The 22,215-nt window shown below is 66.3% G+C and carries 26 protein-coding genes and 1 tRNA gene; 23 read left to right on the forward strand and 4 right to left on the reverse strand.

All coding sequences use genetic code 11. The annotated features are described in order from the left end of the window. Nucleotides 1-55 precede the first annotated feature (55 nt). Together ACT6S0_RS04875 and ACT6S0_RS04880 are read left to right on the forward strand one after the other, a co-directional pair. A complete protein-coding gene (locus ACT6S0_RS04875; protein WP_444762769.1) occupies nt 56-547 on the forward strand; it encodes a hypothetical protein in 492 nt (163 codons plus the stop codon). A gap of 399 nt (nt 548-946) precedes the next feature. Continuing rightward, nucleotides 947-3,097, forward strand: coding sequence for a hypothetical protein (locus tag ACT6S0_RS04880; RefSeq protein WP_444762770.1), 2,151 nt, complete (start codon nt 947-949; stop codon nt 3,095-3,097). 31 nt (nt 3,098-3,128) lie between these two features. Here ACT6S0_RS04880 and ACT6S0_RS04885 read toward each other — a convergent pair whose 3' ends face one another. After that, complete coding sequence (locus tag ACT6S0_RS04885) at nt 3,129-3,305, reverse strand: hypothetical protein (RefSeq protein WP_444762771.1); 177 nt, start codon at nt 3,303-3,305, stop codon at nt 3,129-3,131. 294 nt (nt 3,306-3,599) lie between these two features. Here ACT6S0_RS04885 and ACT6S0_RS04890 point away from each other — a divergent pair, with 294 nt between their 5' ends. The 19 genes from ACT6S0_RS04890 to ACT6S0_RS04980 all read left to right on the forward strand — a co-directional run bounded on the left by ACT6S0_RS04890 (nt 3,600) and on the right by ACT6S0_RS04980 (nt 18,262). After that, the gene (locus ACT6S0_RS04890) at nt 3,600-4,496 is read left to right on the forward strand and encodes a tyrosine-type recombinase/integrase (protein ID WP_444762772.1); all 897 of its coding nucleotides are present in this window, start codon (nt 3,600-3,602) and stop codon (nt 4,494-4,496) included. A gap of 15 nt (nt 4,497-4,511) precedes the next feature. Continuing rightward, the gene (locus ACT6S0_RS04895) at nt 4,512-5,087 is read left to right on the forward strand and encodes a head-tail connector protein (protein WP_444762773.1); all 576 of its coding nucleotides are present in this window, start codon (nt 4,512-4,514) and stop codon (nt 5,085-5,087) included. After that, nucleotides 5,084-5,401: a phage head closure protein gene (locus tag ACT6S0_RS04900; protein ID WP_444762774.1), complete on the forward strand. Its 318-nt coding sequence runs from the start codon at nt 5,084-5,086 to the stop codon at nt 5,399-5,401. The genes ACT6S0_RS04895 and ACT6S0_RS04900 overlap by 4 nt, the downstream gene beginning before the upstream one ends. Further along, nucleotides 5,398-5,940 carry an HK97 gp10 family phage protein gene (locus tag ACT6S0_RS04905; RefSeq protein ID WP_444762775.1) on the forward strand — a complete coding sequence of 181 codons (543 nt, stop codon included), beginning with the start codon at nt 5,398-5,400 and terminating at the stop codon, nt 5,938-5,940. The genes ACT6S0_RS04900 and ACT6S0_RS04905 overlap by 4 nt, the downstream gene beginning before the upstream one ends. A gap of 2 nt (nt 5,941-5,942) precedes the next feature. Next, nucleotides 5,943-6,290 carry a DUF3168 domain-containing protein gene (locus ACT6S0_RS04910; protein WP_444762776.1) on the forward strand — a complete coding sequence of 116 codons (348 nt, stop codon included), beginning with the start codon at nt 5,943-5,945 and terminating at the stop codon, nt 6,288-6,290. 138 nt (nt 6,291-6,428) lie between these two features. Continuing rightward, a complete protein-coding gene (locus ACT6S0_RS04915; protein WP_444762777.1) occupies nt 6,429-7,082 on the forward strand; it encodes a phage tail tube protein in 654 nt (217 codons plus the stop codon). A gap of 112 nt (nt 7,083-7,194) precedes the next feature. After that, nucleotides 7,195-7,566, forward strand: a complete 372-nt coding sequence (locus ACT6S0_RS04920; RefSeq protein WP_444762778.1) for a phage tail assembly chaperone — start codon at nt 7,195-7,197, stop codon at nt 7,564-7,566. 44 nt (nt 7,567-7,610) lie between these two features. Continuing rightward, a complete protein-coding gene (locus ACT6S0_RS04925; RefSeq protein ID WP_444762779.1) occupies nt 7,611-7,880 on the forward strand; it encodes a DUF1799 domain-containing protein in 270 nt (89 codons plus the stop codon). A 12-nt stretch (nt 7,881-7,892) separates the two neighbouring features. Next, nucleotides 7,893-13,517 carry a phage tail length tape measure family protein gene (locus ACT6S0_RS04930; protein WP_444762780.1) on the forward strand — a complete coding sequence of 1,875 codons (5,625 nt, stop codon included), beginning with the start codon at nt 7,893-7,895 and terminating at the stop codon, nt 13,515-13,517. Further along, nucleotides 13,514-14,413: a carbohydrate-binding protein gene (locus tag ACT6S0_RS04935; protein WP_444762781.1), complete on the forward strand. Its 900-nt coding sequence runs from the start codon at nt 13,514-13,516 to the stop codon at nt 14,411-14,413. Before ACT6S0_RS04930 ends, ACT6S0_RS04935 begins: the two co-directional genes overlap by 4 nt. Next, nucleotides 14,410-15,096: a hypothetical protein gene (locus tag ACT6S0_RS04940; protein WP_444762782.1), complete on the forward strand. Its 687-nt coding sequence runs from the start codon at nt 14,410-14,412 to the stop codon at nt 15,094-15,096. The genes ACT6S0_RS04935 and ACT6S0_RS04940 overlap by 4 nt, the downstream gene beginning before the upstream one ends. Further along, entirely contained in the window at nt 15,096-15,548 is a 453-nt protein-coding gene (locus ACT6S0_RS04945) for a hypothetical protein (protein WP_444762783.1), read from the forward strand. Before ACT6S0_RS04940 ends, ACT6S0_RS04945 begins: the two co-directional genes overlap by 1 nt. Next, on the forward strand, nt 15,548-15,868 hold the full coding sequence (locus ACT6S0_RS04950; protein ID WP_444762784.1) for a hypothetical protein: 321 nt from the start codon (nt 15,548-15,550) through the stop codon (nt 15,866-15,868). Before ACT6S0_RS04945 ends, ACT6S0_RS04950 begins: the two co-directional genes overlap by 1 nt. Nucleotides 15,869-15,928: 60 nt before the next feature. After that, nucleotides 15,929-16,288 (forward strand): hypothetical protein, encoded by a 360-nt coding sequence (locus ACT6S0_RS04955; RefSeq protein WP_444762785.1) that lies wholly within the window; start codon nt 15,929-15,931, stop codon nt 16,286-16,288. A 74-nt stretch (nt 16,289-16,362) separates the two neighbouring features. Then, nucleotides 16,363-16,614, forward strand: coding sequence for a hypothetical protein (locus ACT6S0_RS04960; protein WP_444762786.1), 252 nt, complete (start codon nt 16,363-16,365; stop codon nt 16,612-16,614). Next, nucleotides 16,611-16,832 (forward strand): DUF7940 domain-containing protein, encoded by a 222-nt coding sequence (locus ACT6S0_RS04965; protein WP_444762787.1) that lies wholly within the window; start codon nt 16,611-16,613, stop codon nt 16,830-16,832. The genes ACT6S0_RS04960 and ACT6S0_RS04965 overlap by 4 nt, the downstream gene beginning before the upstream one ends. Then, nucleotides 16,829-17,407, forward strand: coding sequence for a lysozyme (locus ACT6S0_RS04970; RefSeq protein WP_444762788.1), 579 nt, complete (start codon nt 16,829-16,831; stop codon nt 17,405-17,407). The genes ACT6S0_RS04965 and ACT6S0_RS04970 overlap by 4 nt, the downstream gene beginning before the upstream one ends. Further along, nucleotides 17,404-17,949, forward strand: a complete 546-nt coding sequence (locus ACT6S0_RS04975) for a DUF2514 family protein (RefSeq protein WP_444762789.1) — start codon at nt 17,404-17,406, stop codon at nt 17,947-17,949. Before ACT6S0_RS04970 ends, ACT6S0_RS04975 begins: the two co-directional genes overlap by 4 nt. 13 nt (nt 17,950-17,962) lie before the next feature. Then, on the forward strand, nt 17,963-18,262 hold the full coding sequence (locus ACT6S0_RS04980) for a hypothetical protein (RefSeq protein WP_444762790.1): 300 nt from the start codon (nt 17,963-17,965) through the stop codon (nt 18,260-18,262). A 15-nt stretch (nt 18,263-18,277) separates the two neighbouring features. On the opposite strand, the gene ACT6S0_RS04985 is transcribed toward ACT6S0_RS04980, so the two are convergent. Continuing rightward, nucleotides 18,278-18,505, reverse strand: a complete 228-nt coding sequence (locus ACT6S0_RS04985) for a hypothetical protein (protein WP_444762791.1) — start codon at nt 18,503-18,505, stop codon at nt 18,278-18,280. Nucleotides 18,506-18,791: 286 nt separating this feature from the next. Here ACT6S0_RS04985 and ACT6S0_RS04990 point away from each other — a divergent pair, with 286 nt between their 5' ends. Beyond that, complete coding sequence (locus ACT6S0_RS04990) at nt 18,792-20,705, forward strand: SurA N-terminal domain-containing protein (RefSeq protein WP_444762792.1); 1,914 nt, start codon at nt 18,792-18,794, stop codon at nt 20,703-20,705. 27 nt (nt 20,706-20,732) lie between these two features. Beyond that, nucleotides 20,733-20,808 (forward strand) — tRNA-His (locus ACT6S0_RS04995). 93 nt (nt 20,809-20,901) lie between these two features. Here ACT6S0_RS04995 and ACT6S0_RS05000 read toward each other — a convergent pair. Both ACT6S0_RS05000 and ACT6S0_RS05005 read right to left on the reverse strand, forming a co-directional pair. After that, nucleotides 20,902-21,465 (reverse strand): hemerythrin domain-containing protein, encoded by a 564-nt coding sequence (locus tag ACT6S0_RS05000; RefSeq protein WP_444762793.1) that lies wholly within the window; start codon nt 21,463-21,465, stop codon nt 20,902-20,904. A gap of 153 nt (nt 21,466-21,618) precedes the next feature. Next, on the reverse strand, nt 21,619-22,200 hold the full coding sequence (locus ACT6S0_RS05005; RefSeq protein WP_444762794.1) for a cysteine hydrolase family protein: 582 nt from the start codon (nt 22,198-22,200) through the stop codon (nt 21,619-21,621). Between the last annotated feature and the right edge of the window lie 15 nt (nt 22,201-22,215).

Here is a 22,215-nt window from a genome sequence, read left to right on the forward strand (position 1 = left end):
GGGCCCGGCCTGCGGTCGGCCCACTCGCAACCCATCTTGAAGAAAGGACTCCATCATGTCCCTCACCCTGAACGCGCGGCTGTCTGAGCAGGCCGCATTCATCCAGGCCACCGCCATCGGCGCGCTGGCCACGACGGTCGGCGACGGCGCCTATGTGTCGCTCAAGAACTACGCCAAGGTCTGCGTCGTCATCGACGTGACGAACGCCACCACTGTGACCGGCGGCGTCGTGACGCTCAAGCAGGCCACCGCGGTTGCTGGCACCGGCGAGAAGGCACTGGCATTCACGCGCATGCTCGCGAACATCGACGTTGCCGCAAGCCAGACCATGGTCGAAACGGCGGTCTCGAACAACACGTTCACGACCGACACGACCAACAGCAAGCGCCTGCGCTACATCATCGAGATCGACACCGACCAGCTCGATGTCGACGGCAACTTCGACTGCTTCCGCGTCGACGTCGCCTCGATGGCTGCCGCTACCGGCACCGTCAGCTACATCCTCTGGGGTGCTCGCTACAGCGGCGCAGCAGCGGCAACCGACTGATCTCCGACATCAACAGGCACATGCGGGCCGGCTCTTTGGAGCCGGCCCGCCTTCTTTGACACGGAGAATGCGATGACGACAACCGTAACCTTGCTGAGGAATGTTCGCGCTGGGACGGGCGGCGGCACATGGAGGGCTGGTGACACGCATGTTGCAAGCGACGACTACGCCGACTTTCTGATCGGGCGCGGTGACGCTTATGACGCGAACGGCGTAATCAAGGACGTTGATCGATCCTTGGTGTCAGGGGGTGGGATCACCGACACATCCGCCACAGCGAGCGCAATTTCGTCGGCACTCCAGTCGTCTGGCGCTGCCAGCGTTGCCGCAATCACCGGCTCCATCCCAGAGACCATCCTGCTGGGCTCCAACACCAATCTGACGCTGCAGCCCGGGACGGTGCTCCGCGCCACCGGAACGCGGCAACACACGTTGATCCGCACCGGCAATGCGGAATTTCTGGCTGACGACGGCGCGCTGCCTGGAGTGTCGATCTACTGCCACGACGAGGTGACTGCAGCAGGCACCGGGACTCTGCGCTACACGCACGCCACCACGTCGCTGGCCTGGCTGGCTCCGGGCGAGTCGAGCTACGGCGCCGAGGTCAACATTGGCGCCGTCGTCAACGCCAGCACCGTCGCCATCTTCACGCTGCCGGGCGCCTCGGCTGGCAAGCAGCTCTATGTCTACGTCGCGCCGACCCTGACCGGCACCGTGAGAACCGGCGTGATGACGCGTCGCGTCCGCGTCGAGCCCGTGACCGGCGCGAAGTCGATGACCTGGACCCGCGCGAGCAACGTCCGAGCCATCAACCAAGCCGACCACGGCCGCCGGATCGGCGATTTCGTCATCTGCTTCGGGCCGTCTGGCAACGTGCGGCACGATTTCATCACTGCTGTCACTGCCAACAGCTACACCATCCCCGACCCTGGCGCCGACCAACCTGTCGCACAGACCGGCCGCGCCTACGGCGTGCGCAACATCGTCATCAATGGCACTGGGGCAACTCTGGATTACCGCAAAGGTGCGCTCACGACTGCTGCGATGAGCAACCTTCACGCGGTGATCCTCAACGCATGCTCGGACGTGGAGTTGATCAACCTCGAAGTCAGCAACACGACCAAGTACGCCCTGCTGCTGTCGGGCTACAAAAATGTCAAGGTCAGCGGCTTCCGCACCTTCCGCGACGACTCGTCCAACGTTGCAGGAAACAGCGACGTGGTGCATCCCCTCGGCCCCGGCCGGGGCCTCGTCGTAGAACGCACACGCGCCCAGGGTGGCGACAACCTGATCGGCGTCGGCTGCTCGGATTTCTTCGACTACGTGCTCAACCTGCCGGCCTACGGCGACCTGTCGCTGATCGGCGGTCGGGTGACCGACTCGTGGGGCGAGAACACGCACCAGCAGCCCGTTCGGTTCTACAACGGCAACGGAACCAACGCCATCCGCGATTGGACCGTGGATGGCATCTATGGCACCTATGACACCAACGTCGATGCGGCGGTGGCGGTCATCATGGACACGATGTCCAACATCGACGGAAACGGCATTGTCGGCATGGTTGACTCTGGCGCCACCAACATCGACGGGCTGACTCTGCGCAACATCAGCGCGACGCGCGTGGACGGTCAGCCGAGTTGCGCCTTCATTTCGCGCGGCGCCGGCACCCGGCGCGGCCTCAAGATCGACCGCCTGCGGCCCCGCACGTTTTCCGTCAGCACCAGCGCCACGGTGCACATTGAAGATTCGACGTGGGAGGGCGTTGAGGCCGAGGTGTTCGGTGCAGGCTCCTTTGCGGGCGCCATCATCGGCCTGTTTGGCACAGGCACTATTCGTGACCTGCGCGTGGACGCAACGCAGCTCGTCTGGGACAACGCCCTGGGCAGCGGCGCACGCGGCGCCGTCGTGCTGCTCAACAACGCCAACGCCGTCATCACGAACCTGCGCGTTCGCGTGTTGGGCAGCGACAGCAGCGCCTCGGGCAACAAGGCCAATGTCGTCTGGATCAACAACGGCACCGTCACCCGCTACTACGTCACCGGCCACTTCGGCGCCGGGACAGATGCCATCTTGCGGGTGTCGAATGGCTCCTGCACGTACTTCACTGCCAACGACCTGGAGCACGAGGGTAGCTTCGTCGCCGTGGCTGACGCTCCTGTGAACCACATCAACCTCAACGAGGTGTATCACTGGAACGGCGCCAGTTCGTGCATCGCCTACAACGTGGCTGCCGGTGGCACTGTCCGCGTCCGTGCCCGCCAAGTTCGGTGCAGCAACCGATTCATTCGCAACACGGCGGGCAGCACAGCCTTTTTGCTCGAAGCCCAGTCTACTGAGCTGACGAGCAGCGTGTTCGTGGTCGATGCCGGCACGCCGGCCCTGCGCCTGCAGGGGCCAACGGACATCAGCATGGACGGCGCGCTGCTGGACGCCACCGTGGGCAACCACGCGCCCGGCGCGAGCTTCTACAACACCAACGCCGCTTTCGGAGCCCCCGGCGTCGGCGCTTACGTGCGCGGCGCGACGACGTGGACCCGAGTGGCCGCCTGATCCCAGCCCCTGCCGGTGATGACAGGCCCGCCTATTTGGCGGGTTTTTTCGTCTCAGCCTGCTCGACGAGCTGGCGTAACCAGGCCTGGCCGCCGTTGGCATCGACCTTTGCCCACTGAGCGGGCGTTAACCGCACGGAGCGCTGCTCAAGGCGTTCATCGGCGGGCTTGAAAGGGCGTCCGCCCTTGTTCTTGGGTTCGGTGGTCATGCCGGATTCTCAATCACGCAAACCGGGGGTGCCTACACCTAGGTTGTCGTGATTGAATAACCGTATGACTAAACGGTTAGCACCATGACGGCCGAGGCCCTTGCAGGCGTCCTAGAGTCAATCGCCGTGGCGATCCGCGCGCTGCCTGCCGGGCCCGTGCAGATCGCACCGGCAGTGCAGCCGGCGCCAGCTCCGCCGCCTCCGCCGCCGGCTGCTCCGCTTCCACCGCCGCCGCCGCCACCGCCGGCACCGACTGTCGAGCCGGCGCAACCCGCGCCCGAGACACCGGCCGGCATGACCATTGCGACCTGGCTGCCCACCTACCGTCAGATCATCAAGGACCGCGGCTACAACCCGCAGACGATCCGCAACCGAGGCGCGGTGATCAAGTTCATCGAGACCAGCCTGGGGCCTCGCCCGCTGGCCGCGATCAAGCCGCACGAGATCACCACGCTCCTGAAGACCTGCTCGCCGCACAAGGCCGTTCGAGTGCTGGGCGAGCTGCGCGACGTCTTCACGGAGGCCATCGCAAACAACGAGGCCGAGGGCAACCCGGCCAGCCTGGTCAAGCCGCCGCGGGCGCCGGGCATCCGCAAGCGGCTCACGCTCGAGATTTGGCAGGACATGCTGCTGATGGCGTCGCTCGGCCAGCAGCGCTGGGTGATCGCAATGCTGTTGCTCGGTCTGCACACTGGCCAGCGCCGCGCCGACCTGGCCAAGATGCGGTTCGACGATGTCGTCGACGGCCGCCTCAGAGTGGAACAGCAAAAGAAGGCCGGCAAGCCCACGGGCGCTCGGCTGGCCATCCCGCTGTCTATCCGGCTGGAATGCACGGGCATGACCCTTGGCGAGGTCATCGAGTTCTGCGAGCGGATCGCCAAGCGGGGCGACACGCTGCTGCGGCAGGCGAGCGGCAAGCCCATCGAGATGTCCAGCCTGTCGGCGCGGTTCCACGAGCTCATCGTCGCCGTGTGTGGCGAGGGCGCCTATCAGCAGTACGAATGGCCGTCGCTCCACGAGGTGCGGTCGCTGGCGGCCCGGACCTACATGCACGAAGGCATGCCAGCCGAGACGGTGCAGACCCTGCTGGGGCACAAGGCGGCCGAGATGACTGCGATCTACCTGGACGACCGCGGCCTGTCGGCGAAGGAATGGAAAACCGTCGAGGTGGCAGCGCCTGAAGCTGCCTAACTCTGAAGCACACACATGACCATCAAAACCATCACTCCCCCGTCGGAAGAACCGGTGACGGTGGCAGAGATGCGCGCGCAGTGCCGCATTGACGAGACAGCTGAGGACGATCTGCTGTCCGCCTACATCACGGCAGCGCGACTGATGTGCGAGCAGTTGACCGGTCGCGTGCTGGTCACGCAGACCGTCGAACAGCCGCTTGACGCATTCCCGGCCGATGGCATCAAGCTGCTCGCACCGCCGGCGCAGTCCATCACCAGCGTCAAGTACGTCGATAGTTCAGGCGCTGAGCAGACGCTGGCGCCAGCGGGCTACGTCTTTGAGGCCGACTCCTATCCGGGTGGCTTGGTCATGCCGGCCGATGCCGGGTGGCCGGATACCTACGACAAGGTCAACGCCGTGCGCGTGCGCTTCGTCGCCGGCTATGGAGATGCCGAAGCCGTCCCGGCGGCGCTCAAGGTCTGGATCATGGTCACGGCCAGCACGCTCTACGCCAACCGCGAGGCGGTAGATATGACCGGTCGCGTGCAGGCCCTGCCTGAGCGATTCATCGACCGCCTGCTCGATGCCTACAGGGTGTTCGGATCGTGAGCGCAGGCGCCTACAACCGTCGCGTCTCGCTGCAGCAGCCCGTGTCCACGCAGGACGCGCTTGGCCAGCCGGTGCCTGGGTGGACGGAAGTCGCCCCGCTGTGGGCAAGCATCCGCCACCTCAACGGCATGGAGTCCATCAAGGCCGACGCCAATATCAGCACCGTGCGCGCGAGCGTCCGCCTGCGTTACCGGACCGGTGTCACTGCCGGAATGCGCATCGTCCACGGCAGCACCGTCTACCTGGTGCGCGCCGTGCTGCCGGACGAGGCGACCCGTCAATGGGTCGACCTCGCCTGCGAGGTCGTCTCGTGAGCGGCTTCAGCATCGCCCTCACCACCGCCGACCTCGGGCTCGACGCGCTGGGCGTCGAGAGCCTGGCGGCCGTGCGGCCGGCTGCGCAGGCCGGATCGCAGGTGCTCTATGACGCGGTCAAGGCCAACGTTGCCCGCCTGCGCCGCAAGACCGGCAATCTGGACAACTCGATCTACCAAGCCTACGCCGACACCGAGAGCAGCGCCAACCGGGCCGTCTACCGCATCAGCTGGAACAAGCGCAAAGCGCCCCACGGCCACCTGGTGGAGTTCGGCTACTTCCAGCGCTACGAGATCGCACGCGACGCGCGGGGCCGCATGTTCCCGATGGTGCGCCCGGAGATGCGCGACCAGCCCAAGCCGAAGAAGAGCGCGCCGCAATCCGTGAAAGACGCGTACTACGTCCTGCGCTCCGGCGGCCCGAAGCAGATCCCGGCCAAAGCCTTTGTGCGCGGCGCAGCGTCGAAGGCCGGCCTGGCGCAAGACGCCATGCGCGACAGATTCTTCGCCGAGTTGAAGGCCAAGGGCCTCATCAAATGACCATGGAAGCCGCCCTCACCACGCTGCTGGCCGCCGTGTGCCCGCGCGTCTATCCCGACGTCGCCCCGCCCGGCGCAGCGGCGCCCTACATCACCTACCAGCACATCGGCGGCACGCCGTTGCGCTACGTCGAAGGCTCGGCCTCAAACCTGCGGCACAGCATGGTCCAGATCAACAGCTGGGCCGCCACGCGCGCCGAGGCACTGGCCATCGCGCGCGGCGTTGAGGACGCGCTCAGCACCGCGGGGACGCTGACCGCGCGCCCTGACTCCGAGCCCATTGGCGACGTCGACGACACCACCGACCGCCGCAGCTGCTTGCAGGACTTCTCCATCTGGAGCGCCCGCTGACCGATTGACGCCTGGCCCACCAAGGGCCGCGCCACCCAACACCCGCCCGGGTCAAACCGAGGCGGGTTTTTTGCGCCCGATGAGGGCACCAACCCGGCCCGCAGTAGCGGGCCTTTTTGCATCTGAAAGGCCCTCACCATGGCTAGCGTACCTACCGGCACCACCTTCCACATCGCCTCGGCGTTTGGCTCTGCACTGACCACCAGTGCTGCCAGCAATGCCGCCGAGTGCGTCCTCAGCATGGCCAGCACCACCGGTCTGGCCAACGGCGACTTCGTCGAGGTCACCAGCGGCTGGGGGCGCCTGAACAAGCGCGCTGCGCGCATCAAGTCGGTTGTGCTGAACACGTCGATCACCCTCGAAGGGATCGACACCTCCAGCACCACCTACTTCACCGCCGGCGCCGGCACCGGCAGCGTTCGCAAGGTGACGACGTTCACGCAGATCACCCAGGTGACTGCCGTGTCCAGCAGCGGTGGTGATCCCGTCACGGTCGACTACAAGTACATCGAGAGCGATGTCAGGTATTCGATCAACGACGGCTTCAACGCCACCAGCTACACGCTCACGCTGGACGCCGACTCCATCGCCACCGCTGGCTACATCGCGCTGAAGGCGCTGACCGATGTCCAGACCGACACCATCCTGCGCATCAACAAGCGCAGCGGCGCGATCAACCTGGTGCCTTGCACTTGCGCGCTGAACGAGTCGGACTCCATGAACGACGGCCAGATCACCACGGTGACGGCTTCGTTCAACGGCAACAACCGAGCCACTAAGTACAGCGCCTGATCGCAGCGCCTGCTGGCGCTCAACCCTTGCACCGACCCGGTCCTGGTTCTTCTCCTTCGCGGGGGAAGGCCAGGCCGGGCACGGGCTTTTCTTCACCCCGCGAAAGAACCCCATGTCCAAGATCACCCTCGGCAAGCCGCCCAAGACCTTCGCCCCCGTCAACGTCAAGTTCGAACTGCCGTCTGGCGGCGAGGGCGTCATCGAGTGCGTCTTCAAGTACCGCAGTCGCAAGGCTTTCGGCGAGTTCCTCGTCGGCACATTCAACGTCGACGAGTCGGCCGGCACGCTGGACCTGGCGCAAGTCATGGCCGCGGCCGTCGACAAGAGCGGCTCATACCTAGCCGACGTGCTCGACAGCTGGAGCCTCGACGAGAAGCTGACCGAAGAGACCGCCGCCCAGCTGGCCGACGAAGTGCCCGCCGCAGCGCGCGCCATCATGGAGGCGTACAGCCGCGCTGTCACCGAAGGCCGCTTGGGAAACTGACCCAGGCCGCCCGCGCGGTCTACCTGCGCGAGAAGCCGGGCGGCATGGTCGGCGAGTTGTTCGACGCCGCCGACTACGGCTTGGACCACGTTGAACTGTGGCCAGAGAACTGGCTGCCCTGGCGCCTCTTCTGCGATATGGGCACCCAGTGGCGGATCAGCATGAACGGCCCCACGGGGCTCGACTACCTGCCGCTGTTCCGCCTGCTCGACCAAGAGCAGCTGAGCGCCGACGACTGGCGCGACACCTTCGACTGCGTGCGGGCCCTGGAGGGCGCCGCGCTCGATCAGATGCGCCTCAACGGCGCTGAGTGAAAGCCCCCACCCATGACCGAAAACACCCGTGAGGTAGAGCTCAAGGCCACCATGGACGCCACTGGCGTTCGTGCCGGCGTTGAGCAGGCCAAGACGGCGCTGGGTGACCTCGGCCGGACAGCAGAGCGCGAAGGGACCAAGGCCGGCGCCGGCGTGGAGAAGGCTGGCGACGGCGCCGGCAAGGCCGCGACCAAGATCGAGCGCGAAACCCGATCAATGATCGCGAGCATTGAGCGGGCCACGGCTGCGTTCAAGGCCGGCGAGAAGGGAGGCGCCAGCTACTTCGAAGCCCTGGCCGCCCAGCGCGGCGTCAGTGGCGACGCGCTCAAGCCCTACCTGGAGCAGTTGCGCCAAGCCGAGGCCGCCCAGAAGGCCGCCACCAAGGGCCTGGGCACGATGGAGATCAGTGCCAAGCAGACCGCGGCCGCGCTGCGGGGCGTGCCGGCGCAGTTCACCGACATCATCACCAGCCTGCAAGGCGGCCAGGCCCCGCTCACGGTGTTCCTGCAGCAGGGCGGCCAGCTCAAAGACATGTTCGGCGGCGCAGGCAACGCGGCGCGCGCTCTGGGCGGCTTCGTCGCCGGCCTGGTGACCCCTTTCACTCTTGCAGCAGCCGCCGTCGGCGGGCTTGCCGTTGCCTACTTCAAGGGTGCGAAGGAAGGTGAGGCCTTCAACCGCACGCTGATCCTGACCGGCAACGCTGCTGGCGTCACGGCGATGCAGTTGAGTGGCATCGCGGCCAGCATCTCGAGCTTCGGCGTCACGCAAGGTGCGGCTGCTGCGGCGCTTAACCAGCTGGCCGAGACCGGCAAGGTGGGCGCCGACAACCTGGGCCGGTTCGCCGCAGCTGCAGTGCAACTGGAGCGCGTCGGCGGCCCGGCCGTTGAAGAGACGGTGAAGGCTTTCGCCGAACTGGGCAAAGCGCCCCTGCAGGCTGCGCTCAAGCTGAACGACACCACCAACTTCCTGACGGTGTCGCTGTACCAGCAGATCAAGGCGCTGGAAGAGCAAGGCCGGGCCACGGAGGCGGCGAAGGTCGCCCAAGAGGCCTTTGCAGCCGTCATCGAAGATCGCTTCCCTAAGCTGGAAGCGAACCTCGGGTTAATCGAGCGCCGCTGGCTCGCCATCAAAGATGCGATCAAGGGCGCGGCCGACCAAGCGCTAAACATCGGCCGGCCTGAAACGCTTGACGAGCTGCAGCGCAAGCTGTTCGATCTTCAGACGTCGCGCAGCGAAGCCAGCGGCAACGGCTTCTTCACTGGCACTCGCCGGACCAGTGTCGTGCTGGCCGAGTTGGATCGCGAGATCGCGGCCGTGAGCAAGAAGACGGCCGAGATGCTGAAGCAGCAGGGCATCGGCGACGTGCTGGCCCAGCAGCAGGCCGACACCCTCAAGTCTGTTCAGGCAGGCAACGAGTTCGCCAAGATAGCCGAGCAGAGCCTGGACAAGCAGGCCAAACTCGCGCTGGAAATCTCCCGCATCGAGAACATCGGCTTGGCCGCCGGAAAGAGCCGGGCTGAGATCGAGACACAGATCGCCGCTGCCCGGTCCAAGGCTGCCGACAAGGGCGATGCCACCGCGGCCGCCCGCGCGCTGGAGCAACAGGCCGCGCTGCTGGAGCGACTGGCCGGCTTGAGCGGCACCTACGCGCAAGACCTGCAACGGCTGCAAGCCGTGAGGCAGCGGACCAACCAGAGCGACGCGGATTACGTCGCCCTCGTCACCGAGTTGATCGCCAAGCAACCGTTCGCCGTCGCGCTGGCCAAGCAGCAAGCCGAGGCCTTCAAGCAAGTCGCCGACGCCGAAGACCGCGGCCTGGACATCCGGGAGAAGTACCTCGCGTCGCTCAACCAAAGCGCCGCCTCCGTCGGTAAGCAGGTCCAGGCGCTGAAGGATGAGGCCGAGGCCGCGCTGATTGCAGCGGCAGGCCAGGTCAGCCTTGCCCAGGCGATGGAGCAGGTTGCCATCGCTCGCCTGCAGGAGCGGCAGCGCGCCGCGAAGGGGGACGACAGCGCAATCGCGGCGCTGCAGCGCGAGATCGACAAGCGGCGGGAACTGGTCGGCCTCATTGGCGGCAAGGAAGCCCGCAAGGCCGCCGAGGACGCCAGCAAAGAACTGGACAAGTACCTGGATCCGTCGCGCGCGGAGAGCTTCGGCGAAGCGCTGACCCGAGCCTTCGACGGTGCCGGCAACAGCCTGGCACGGCTCAGCAATTCGCTGCAGCTCTACTCCCGTCAGCAGGTCGACATCGGGAAGCAGCAGGCCTTGGTCAACGCTTCGAATGACCCTGCCAAGAAGCTACGCGCGCAGATCAAGATCAACGAGGACGCCCAGAAGTCGACCATCGGCCTCTACGCCGGCATGGCCGGCGCGGCCAAGGGCTTCTTCAGTGAGGGCACCAAGGGCTATAAGGCGCTGGAGGCTGCTGAGACGGCCTTCCGCGCCTACCAGCTGGCCAGCGACCTGGTGAAGGGCGCCAGCGCCGCGGCGGTGGCCATTGCGAGCCAGGGTCAGGGCGACCCTTACACCGCGTTCCCGCGCATGGCGGCGATGGCTGCCGCGATGGCGGCGCTGGGCTTCGCGGTCACCGGCGGATTCGCCAGCGGCCCTTCTGGCGGCGGCGACGGTGCGCCGGTGGCCACTGGCAAGGGCACGGTCTTCGGCGATGCCAACGCGCTCAGCGAAAGCATCTCCCGCTCGACCGACCGCCTGTCGGAGACGGCAAGCCTGCAGCTATCCACCCAGAGCGGCATGCTGGCCAGCCTGCGCAGCATCGAGAACAACATCGGCGGCATCACCGGCCTGGTGCTGCGCGGCCAAGAATCGCAAGGCTCAGCCGGCGAGCGCTTCGGCATCAACGAGGGCACGCGCACAAGCGGCATAGGCAGCGTTTTCGGCTCGGTCACTCCCATCGGCTTGGTGGACAAGTTGCTGTTTGGCGGCCGCATCACCAACGCCCTGTTCGGCAAGAAGACGACCATCACCGGCAACGGCCTGTTCGCAGACCAGCAGTCGCTGCAAAGCATCATCGGCGGCGGGCTCAACCTGCAGGACTACGTCGACGTCAACAGCACGAAGAAGTTCTTCGGTATCAAGGTCAGCAACAAGAACAGCACCCAGTATTCGCCGGCAGATGCCCAGCTGCAGCAGCAGTTCGGCCAGGTGTTCAAGGACATCTACTCGACCATCCTGCAGGCCTCCGATCCGCTCGACCTCGCCTTCGACCAGGTCAAGGCCAAGCTTGACGCCTTCGTGGTCGACATCGGCAAGATCGACCTCAAGGGCCTGACCGGCGAGCAGATCTCCGAGAAGCTCGCCGCGGTGCTGGGTGCGGCCAGCGACAACATCGCCACCGCGGCCATTCCCGGCCTGCAGGCCTTCCAGAACGTGGGCGAGGGCTACTTCGAGACGGTCATCCGCGTGGCCTCTGGCATCGAGACGGCCGAGGCTGCGCTCGAACTGCTCGGCGTCAGCGCCATCAAGTTCAACGACATCGCGCTCAAGCAGGGCGATGTGGCCGCCGAGATCGTGCGCGGCTCCATCGCCAAGGCTGAGACGGTGGCCGGCCAGGTCATCACGCTGTTGGGCCGCGAGATCACCCTGCCCAAGCTCTCTTCGGTCGGCCAGATCATCTCCAACCTCGACGGCAGCGCCGAGGAGCTGGCCTCGGCCTACAGCTCGCTGGTCGACGTGCGCGATGTGCTGATCTCCATCGGCGCCAGCGGCGAGAGCCTGACCACGGCCATGATCCGCGGCGCCGGCGGCCTGGACCAGCTGCAGACGGGGCTGTCCGACTACCTCGACAACTTCTTCACCGAGGCCGAGCGCACCGCCGCCGGCCGCACGCGTCTGCAGGGCCAGTTCGACCGCCTGGGCCTGGGCGAGCTGCCGCAAACCCGCGAGGCCTTCCGCGAACTCGTCACCGGCATCAACACCAGCACCGAGTCGGGCCAGAAGCTGTTCGCGCAGCTGGTGGGCCTGTCGGGCGCCTTCGCCGAGCTGGTGCCGGCCGTCGAGTCGGTCGCTGACACCACGGCCGAGACGATGCGGCGCCTAACGCAGAGCTACGGTGACAGCCGCGCGCAGTTGGAGATCGAGCTGCAGCGCGCGCTTGGCGACGAAACCGGGGCCCGCGCCCGCGAGCGTGCCCTGCAGCTGGCGCGTGACTCGGTCGGTCTGTCGCCGGCAGACGCCGAGGCTCTGGCCGGCCTCTACGACTACAACCGCGCGCTGCGCGACCAGATCGACGCCGCGCGCGCCGCGGTGGAAGCTCAGAAGGCCATCGAGGCAGCGCAGAAGAGCGCCGCCGAGGCCGCCATGCGCGCAGCCGAAGCGCTGCAGCGCACCTTTGACGATTTGGCAGGCACCCGCTTTGACCTAGAGAACGAGTTGCTGACCCAGCAGGGCCGGCCCGAGGACGTGCTGCGCCGCACCCGCGAGCGAGACCTTGGACAGCTCACAGGCGGCCTCACGCCCGAGGACGCGGCGCGAGTCGCAGCGGCCTACGATTTCAACGCCGCGTTGCGCCAGCAGATCGATGCGATGGTCGCGGCCAAGACTGCGGCGGAGCAGGCCGCGCAGGCAGAGGCACAGCGTGCCGCCGATGAGCAGCAGCGGCTAGCCGGCGTCGCGCAGCAGCGCGAGGGGCTTGAAGGCCGGCTGCTGCAGCTGCAGGGCGATACGGCCGCGCTGCGCGCACGCGAACTGCTCGGAATCGATGAATCGAACCGTGCCATTCTGGAGCGCATCTTCGCGCTTGAGGATGAACAGGCCGCCGCGAGCCTTGCAGCGCAGGCGGCCCGGGATCTTGAGGCGGCAACCAAGGCCGCAGCCGACGCCGAATCTGAGCGCTTGCGTGGCATCGCCAGCGAGCGCGACAACCTCGTCGGCCGGCTGCTGCAGGCCCAGGGCAACACGGCGGCGATTCGTGAGCGTGAGCTGGCCGCGCTCGACGCCAGCAACCGATTCATCCTGGAGCAGATCTTCGCGCTTGAGGATCAGCGCGCCGCCAATGAAGCCGCTACCCAGGCCGCCCAAGAAGCGGCCCGCGCCGCAGAGCAGCTGCGCAGCGCCTGGCAGTCGGTTACCGACACCATCTTCGACGAGGTCAAACGCATTCGCGACCTCATGGGCGGCGACTCGGCGCAGAGCCTGGCCAGCGCTCAAGCGCAGTTCGCCATCACGACCGCACAGGCGCGCGCAGGCGACCAAGAGGCCGCGAAGCTGCTGCCCAGCCTGAGCCAGACGCTGTTGCAGTTGGCCGAGCAAAGCGCCACCAGCCTGCTGGACGTCGAGCGCATTCGCGCACAGGTGGCGGCGAGCCTGGAGCAGACCGGCGGCAGTCTCGTCGCCCGGTTCGGTCTCTCCGCGCCGCGCTTGTCCACCGGCACCAACTACGTGCCGCAGGACATGCTGGCTGTCATCCACAAAGGCGAAGCCGTGGTGCCGCGGCAGTTCAACCCGGCGGCATCCGGTGCAGCGGGCGGCAAAGACCGTGCGGCCGCCTCCATCGACGCAATGCGTGAAGAGAACAAGGCGCAAGCCCTTGCCATCGTGAAGCTCCAAACCGAGATCGCCAAGCTGCTGCGCAAGTGGGACGGCGAAGGCGTCCCAGAAGAAAGGTCGGTCGCGGCATGACGACACCATTGCGAATCGTCAACCCGCTGCCCGTCACGGATAGCGTGCTGGTGGCAACCGACGTCCCCGAGGACTCCACTTCGGCGTGGAGCGGCGCCACGACCTACAACGTTGGCGACCGCGTGCACCTGGTCGGCACGCACAAGGTCTATGAGAGCGTCGCGGCAAGCAACCTCAACAACAACCCTGCCACCGAGCCAGAGTGGGTAGAGGTCGGCCCCACCAATCGCTGGGCGATGTTCGACCGAAGCAACAGCACGCAGACCGCGCAGAGCACGAGCTTCTACTACCGCCTGCAGCCGACGGCCGCCTACAACGTGGTCGCGCTGCTCGGGCTCACCGGCGCGCTGACGCTGCGCGTGCGCGTGACGCACGGCTCGCTGGGCTTGCTCTACGACCAGACCATCGACCTGACCAGCCTGCCTGCCCAGTCAGGCTGGTGGGAATGGTTCTACGGCGAGCGCCGCGGCCCGACCCTGGCCCTGGTCGACGTGCCCGGAATCATCGGCGCCGAGCTGCGCGTCGACGTCACCGGCACGACCCAGTTGGCGGCCGGCGTGCTGCTCTTCGGCCAGGCCAAAGACATCGGCATCTTGGTCCAGCAGGGCGCGCGGGTCGGCATCCAGGACTACAGCCGCAAAGAGACCAACGACTTCGGCGATGTCGTCCTCGTGCAGCGCGCTTTCGCCAAGCGCGCGAGCTACGACCTACCCATCCGCGCAGAGCTGGTGGACGAAGCGGTCAGCTTCCTCGCCAGCATCCGAGCAACCCCCTGCCTATTCATCGCGCCAAAGTACGAGAGCGCGGTTGTGTACGGCTTCTACAAGGAGTTCGACGTGAACATCGCCTATCACTCCGTCAGCGAATGCTCGCTGCAGGTGGAGGGTCTGACGTGACCACCATCTCTGATCTCCCGCCGGCCCCGCAGCCGACCGACGACACCGCGACCTTCAACACCAAGGCGTTCGCGATCCTGGCTGCATGGCAGACCATGATTGACGAACAGAACGCGCAGGCCGGAGAGAACAACACGGCGGCAGCGACCGCCACAACTGGCGCCGCCACCGCGACGACGAAGGCGGCCGAGGCCTCGGCCCACGAGCTCGCCTCGGCCGCCAACGCCACTGCGGCTGCATCCAGCGCCGGCGCCATAGCCTGGGTCAGCGGCACGACCTATGCCGTTGACGACGCCAGGAAGTCGCCCATCGACCACCGCGTCTATTCGCGCCTCACAAATGGCGCTGGAACGACCGACCCAAGCGCGGACCCGACGAACTGGGAGCCCATCGCGCCGAACGGCCTCCAACTGGTCATTGAAGCCGGTACCAGCGCGGCCATCGCAGCCAACACCGACACGGCGTTCACGAACGCTGCGGCATGCGCTGCGACGGTGCCGGCAATCTCGGTTGGCGCGAGCTTCGTCGCTCGCTTCGATAACGGGCGGCTCGACAACACCGTCGACCTCGGCGCGCGCTCGATGATCGGTCCGAATGGGCAGATCCGCGGCGGCGTCATCACTCTCAACACCGCACCTTTGATCAGCCTGCGCTGGTGGGGTGACTACTACCGGAGCAACTGATGAGCGGCACCCTTTCTGAAATGGGCTTTGGCGGCGGCAGCCGCGTCACATCACTGCCTTGCGGCTTCAGCGCCGCATCCGGAATCTTGAGCCTCGGTCCGGCGATCACCACGCTCTCAGGCGCAACGCTGGCCGGCACATCCAACCTGAAAACCCTGCTCAACGTCACCGGCAGCCGGGTGCGGCTGAACGCTCTGAAGTTTCAGGCGGCTGATGCGACAGCACGCAACGTGCGCGTCGTCATCACCATCGATGGCGTTGTGGTTTTCGACAACACAGCCGCCTGCGCCGACACGAACCATCGGGCCGCGGTGGGGGTCGTGAAGTCGGACACCAACTCCTCGCTGCTGTTCCAGCCTGTGGACGCGCTCAACTCGGTCAAGATCGAGTTCGGGTGCAGCCTGGCCGAGACTGACAAGCTCTCTTTCTCGTACAACTACGAGGTGCGGTGATGAGTGAAGACAGCTACGTCACACGCCAGTCTGGCGGCGCCACAGTGATCCAACTGAGCAGGCCCGCGCCGGTGGATTCGGTTGTCGTCGTGACGATGGAGCAGGCCCGCCGGGCCCTGCTGCAGGCGGGCCTGCTCGGGGCCGTCGAAGCTTCCATAGCCGCGCTGCCCGAGCCGGACCGCAGCCAAGCGCAGATCACCTGGGAATTCAAAACCCAAGTCTCCCGGACCGGCCCGCTGGTGCTGCTGATCGCCGGGCAGTTGGGCCTCACCGAAGCCCAGATCGACGCGCTCTTCGCTGCCGCAGCCACGATCACCTGACGCCAAGAACCTTAGCCCACCAGCCCGCCGCGTGCGGGCTTTTTTACGTCTGGACATCCCATGCGCAAGATCCTGCTCGCCGCGGCCCTGGTGGTCGCCTGCTCCTTTGCCAGCGCCATCGAGCGCAAGTGCCGCACCGATGACCTCTGGCGCGGCCCCGACAAGACCAAGCACATGCTCGGCGGCGCCGCCATTGCGTCAGCTGTCACGCTGGCCACCAAAGAGCCTCACTGGGGCTTCGCTGCTGGCCTCGCCGTCGGCGCTGCCAAAGAGATCTGGGACCGGCGCGGCAGCGGGACCTGCAGCTTCCAGGATTTCGCTGTCACCGCCGGCGGCGCTGCAGCCGGCGCTTACGGAACGGCCTGGCTGATCCTGCCGCAGCGGCGGGGCGTCGCGGTCGCCTATGTGAAGGCGTTCTGATGCAGTACCGCGAAACCGACCGCATGGGGCTCGACCCCGTCCCCAGCCGATGGAGCATTGACAGAAAGGTTCCCGTGTGGGGATTGCTGATGATGGCGAGCGCCATCGCAGGGCAGGCCATCCTGCTGTGGAACGGCCAGCAGTTGCAGGCCCAGCGCCTGGACGACTACGGGACCAAGATCGTCGCTCTCACGGTCGAGGTCAAGGAGCTGAACGCCCAGCTCAGCGCCAAGGCCAGCAAGGACAACGAGCAGGACCTGCGCCTCAATGAGTACAGCCGTCGGCTGCTGCTGCTTGAGGGCGACCGGTACGGGGGGCGGCGATGAAGCTGATCGACGACGCCGGCAAGGTCTGGCACAAGTTGTGGTCGGTGCGGCTGGCGCTGCTGGGCGCGCTGTTCTCGGCGGCCGAGTTCGCTGTGTCTCTGGCGCCTGATGCTGTGGCCGATGTGGTCGGGCAGGGGCGCTTTGCCGCCGTCGCCTTCGTCGTCGGCATCGGCGCTGCCATCGCGCGCCTGGTGCAGCAGCTGAGGCTCAAGGAATGAGCGCCCGCAAGCCCATCGGCAAGCGCACCAAGGCTGGTGTTCTGGTCGGCGCCGTGGCTGGCGGGCTCATGCTGGCCAGCCCTCAACTGCTCGACTTCCTGGGCGACTGGGAAGGGCGCGGCCGCACGGTCTACGCCGACAAGCTGGCGGGCGGCCTGCCCACGGCGTGCGGCGGGTTGACGAACCACACCAGCTCCAAGCCGGTGATCGTCGGCGAGGTTTGGACCGAGGAGGAGTGCGCGGCCGGCATGAGCGAGGTTGTGACGGCCGGACAGCTCAAGCTGGCCGACTGCTTCACGCGCCAGCCGCCGCAGCACGTCTTCAATGCCTTCAGCAGCCATGAGCACAACTTCGGCGTGGCCGCGACTTGCGGGAGCCAGGCCATGGCCGCCTTCAATGCAGGCGACACCGCAGCGGCCTGCCGGTTGATCGCCTACACCCCGGACGGAAAGCCGAACTGGTCTTCCGTCAAGACGGGCCGCACGCTGCCGAACGGCAAGCCCGAGCTGCGCTTCGTGCAGGGCTTACAGAACCGGCGCCTGGCCGAGATGGCGATGTGTGAGGGGCGGAAGTGATCACCGCGCTCGCCATCCTCCGCCGCGTGCCGGTGCTGGGCTGGGTCGTGCTGGCCCTGGGGCTGCTGCTGGGCGCGCAGACCCTGCGCCTCAGCGCCTCGCAGGCCGACGTGGCGCGGGCGAAGGCCGAGACATCCAAGGTGCGCGCCGAGTTCGGGGCCTACCGCGAAACCCAAGAGCGCAACGCCCGCCAAGCGCTCGAATCCTTCGCGCGCGACGCCGCGCTCACCGCCAAGAAACGCCAAGAGGCCGCTGATGCCGAACACCTCGCCCGCCAAGCCGCTGAGGCTGATGCTGCTCGCCTGCGCCGCACTGCTGGCCAGCTGCAGCGCTACTCCGCCGATCTCGCCACCTCCCTCGGTGATCGTGCGCGAGATACCGCCACTGCCAGCAGCTGCGAGACAGCAGACGCGCGCATCGTCCGGCTCTCCCTCGTGGTCGGCGCGCTTGACGACTTTGCGGCAGAGGCAGCAGGAGCTGCTGACAGCGCCATTCGCGCCGGCCAGCTCTGCGTCGCAAGCTACGACGCGCTGACGCCGTAGCGATGAGACGGCCATGCCCTGGCACCTTCAGCCCACCCGCCTGACAGCCCGCCTGTTCTCGGCGAGCCGCAGCTTCGAGCAGCGCGACCCGCCCGACGTCATTGCCCAGGTAGACCTGACTGCCGACGGCGCGGCCTACATCCACGCCACCATGAGCCGAGCAGATGGCGCCACGCCCCCGGGCGTCTGGCGCGAGCTGATCCGCAAGCTCCGTGACTTCGGTGTCACGTCCGTGAGCTGGGACCACAAGGGCAAGACCGGCGGCGGCGACACGGGCAGGGCCTGGCAGGACACGGTGGCGGTGGAGCGCTAGGGCAGCTTGCCACGCTCAGGGCCCCTTGGTCCCGTCGTGCCCGCGCAGATGCTGATTCGTCGGCGCCAGCGCGTAGTTCTCGTCAACGTTCTCCGGGCAGCTTCGGACCTCGCACGACCCTTCGATGCGGGTAGCGGTCGGATCGTGCTTCAGCGCCTCGCCCTCAGCGAATCTGCACGCGCTCTTGCGGCGACGGCCCCACTGATCGGTCATCATCCAAAACCAGAACTCAACGTCTTTCATGCTGTATTTTTATACAGTCAAGCGAGTTAGCGAGTCGTGCAAAATACTATCGTTGCTGGGTCATCTCATTGCGGTTTGGTTGGTCGGTTCTCTAAGTTATTGATGGGTATGGAGAATCACCTCCCTTACACGGAGATTGTCGGCGGTTCGAGCCCGTCAGCGCCCACCACCCGCCCCGGGACGGCATTGCCGTCTCGCACTTAGAATGCGGCTCTCCTCGAAGGCGAACCCCGGTTCGCCTTCGTCGCGTTTGATTCCTAGCGCTTGATCGTCAAGGCTTTCCGAGATGTTTGAATTCGTCCGCCAACACAACCGCCTGTTCCAGTTCATCCTGCTGATCCTGATCCTGCCGTCCTTCGCCTTCGTCGGCATGCAGGGCTATACCAGCATGATGGACGGCGCCAACGCCAGCGTGGCCACCGTCGATGGCCGCAAGATCACGCAAGCCGAATGGGACTTTGCCCAGCGCGAGCAGGCTGATCGCATCCGCCGCCAGAGCCCCGGCGTCGACGCCAAGCTGCTGGACACGCCCGAAGTCAAGCGCCAGGCCCTCGAAGGCCTCGTCAACGAGCGCACGCTCAAGGCGGCCGCGGAAGACCAGCACTTCACGCCCAGCGCCGAGGCCGTCAACGCCAGGTTCTGGAACGATCCTCAGTTCGCCTTCCTGCGCAACCCAGACGGCACGGTCAACAAGGCCATGCTGGCCGCGCAGGGCATGACCCCCTCGATCTTTCTCGAGCGCCTGCGCCAGGACTACGCGATCCGCCAGGTCACGGCGCCCATCGAAACTTCGGCCACTGTCGGCACTGCTGCGCCGAAGCTGGCCTTTGATGCGCTGCTCCAGCAGCGTGAGGTGCAATTGCAGCGTTTCGACGTCGCGGGCTTTGCTGCCAAGCTCAACCCGAGCGACGCCGAGATCGAAGCCTTCTACAAGGAGCCGGCCAACGCTGCCAAGTTGCAACTGCCCGAAACGGCTCAGATCCAGTACGTCGTGCTGGATTTGGAGGCCCTGAAGCAGGACGTCAAGTTCACCGAAGACGACCTGCTGACCTACTACAAGGAAAACGCGGCTCGCTACGGCGTGCCCGAAGAGCGCCGCGCCAGCCACATCCTGATCAAGGCGGAGCGCGGCGCGTCGGCCGACGAGCGTGCCAAAGCCAAGACCAGGGCCGAAGACATCCTGGCGCAGGTGCGCAAGAACCCGGCCGAGTTCGCTGCCTTGGCAAAGAAGAACTCCCAGGACGAAGGCTCTGCGGCCAATGGCGGCGACCTCGACTTCTTCAGCCGCGGCGCCATGGTCAAGGAGTTCGATGCCGCCGTTTACGCCATGAAGCAGGGCGAAATCAGCAACCTCGTCGAGACTGATTTCGGCTACCACATCATCCAGCTGACCGGCACCCGCGGTGGCGAGAAAAAGCCCTTCGAAGCCGTGCGCGCCGAAATCGAGGGCGAAGTGCGCAAGCAGCTCGCTCAGCGTCGTTATGCGGAAGCCGCCGAGCAGTTCGGCAATCTCGTCTACGAGCAGGCCGACAGCCTGCAACCCGCTGTCGATAAGCTCAAGCTGCAGATCCAGACCGCCACCGTCCAACGCCAGCCTCAAGCCGGCGCGACGGGCGTGCTGGCTTCACCCAAGCTGCTTGACGCAGTCTTCGGCGCGGAGGCGCTGCGCAACAAACGCAATACCGAAGCCGTCGAAACCGGTGCCAGCCAGATGGTGTCGGCCCGGGTTGTCCAGCACAGCCCGGCCCGCGTGCCGCCGCTCGCCGACGTGAAGGACAAGGTGCGGCAGCAACTCGTCCAGAAGCTGGCGTCGGAGCAGGCCAAGAAGGCCGGCGAGGCGCGATTGGCCGCGCTGAAGGCCAACCCCGCCGACACCACCGGACTGGATGCGGCCGTCACGGTGTCGCGTGCCAAGCCGCAAGCCTTGAGCCGTGAGCAGCTCGAGGCGGTGCTGGGTGCCGATGCCTCCAAGCTGCCCGCCGTGGTGGGCTTTGCGGCGGATGAGGGAGGCTATGTTGTCGCGCGCATCAACCAACTGCAGCCGCGCGATGCCGCTGTCATCGACGACACGCGAGCCGCGCAGCAATACGCGGCCGCCTGGGCCAGGGCCGAAGGACAAGCCTTCATGGCAGCACTGAAGTCTCGATACAAGGCCGTCATCAATGTCGCCGCGCCGGCGTCCGCAGCCAGCGCGCCCTGACTTTCCGCTATACTCTTTGGCTCTGCGGTGGCTGTAGCTCAGTTGGTAGAGTCCAGGATTGTGATTCCTGTTGTCGCGGGTTCGAGTCCCGTCAGCCACCCCAAGATCTCCAAGTAAAAAAGGCACCACCGGGTGCCTTTTTGCTTTTTCGGGGCCGGCAGGGATCGACCCAGCGCGGCCCGGTCCACTTTGCAGGTCAGTGCGGCTCGGCCAGGTCGCCGAGCAACTGCGTCTTGCGTGCGGCGAGTTCTTCGCCCATCACATCGAGGTCGAGATCGGACTTGCGGATCTTGGGGAACATCTCGCCTTCTTCTTCCTTGACGTGGTGGTCGATGTATTCGCCCAGCACCTTCACCTTGGCGTCGAAGTGGGGATCGTCGGGCGTGGCGGCTTCGATCTGCGCGATCAGGTCCTTGGCGCTGGCATGCTCGACGTCGGCTTCGTCGACAAGGTCTTCGTCCTCGCCGAGCACTTCGCGGGCGGCCGGATAGAAGAGCTCTTCCTCTACGGTGGCGTGCGCCGTCAGCATGGCGCAGATCTGCAGGGCAAGGGCCTGCTTCTCCTCGACGTCGCCGTCGGCTTTGGCCAGCTTGTCGTACTCCTTGAAGAGTGCCTTCACGTCCTTGTGGTCCTGCGTCAGCATGTCGACGGCGTCAGGCGCCGACTTGCTCTTGGCGCTGCCCGAAGTCTTCTTCGCTGCTGATTTGGTGGCGGCGCCCTTGGACGCCTTGGCTGAGGTCTTCGTTGCGGTGGTTGGCATGTGATGTCCTACTGGCTGGTGGCAAAGAAGCGCTTCGCGACGGGATGTCGCTGGCGCGCGAGCCACCGGCATGGGCAAGCCACGTGCCGCGTGCAGCTGGCGCGCTGCCGCGCTGTTTCGCGGCAGCGCCGCGTGGCGTTTTGACGGCAGGGTTTACACGCCGGGGCGTTTGAGCCGCTGCGAGGGCCTGATGTCGGCTTTGAGCACGCGCGCCATTTGCGTCAGCGCCATGTCGCGCGCCTCATGCGCCTCTGCGGCGACGCAGTCGGGTGGCACCCAGACCGAATAGCCTCTGAGGTAGGCATCCATCGCGCTGAACAGCACGCAGCTGTCGGCCGCGATGCCGGTCACGATCAAGCGCTTGCAGCGCAGCTGTCCAAGCAGGATGTTCAACGGCGTGCCGTAGAAGGCCGAGTGCCTGGCCTTGAGCAGCGTGAAGTCCTCGCGCGTCGGCGCCAGCAGCTTGGCCATCTGGCCCGGCACGCCACGCAGGGCGGCGCAATGCTTCCAAAGCTCCTTGAAATCCGACGTCCACCGCTCGTAGTTGTCGTTGGCATAGACGGTGCGCACGCCCTGCCGGGCGAGCCGGCGGCGCAATGCGGCGGTCTGCCGGGCCGCCTCCAACGCCGAGGCCGCAATCTCTTGCGCGCCGTCGAAGTCCAACGGATTGATGAAGTCCACCAGCAGCAGGACGGTCTTGCTGGGTTCGAGTTTCTCGGTGCTGATCTTGCTCATGGCGATTGCGGTTGC

Source organism: Roseateles sp. (assembly GCF_052436255.1).
Classification (GTDB): domain Bacteria; phylum Pseudomonadota; class Gammaproteobacteria; order Burkholderiales; family Burkholderiaceae_C; genus Pelomonas.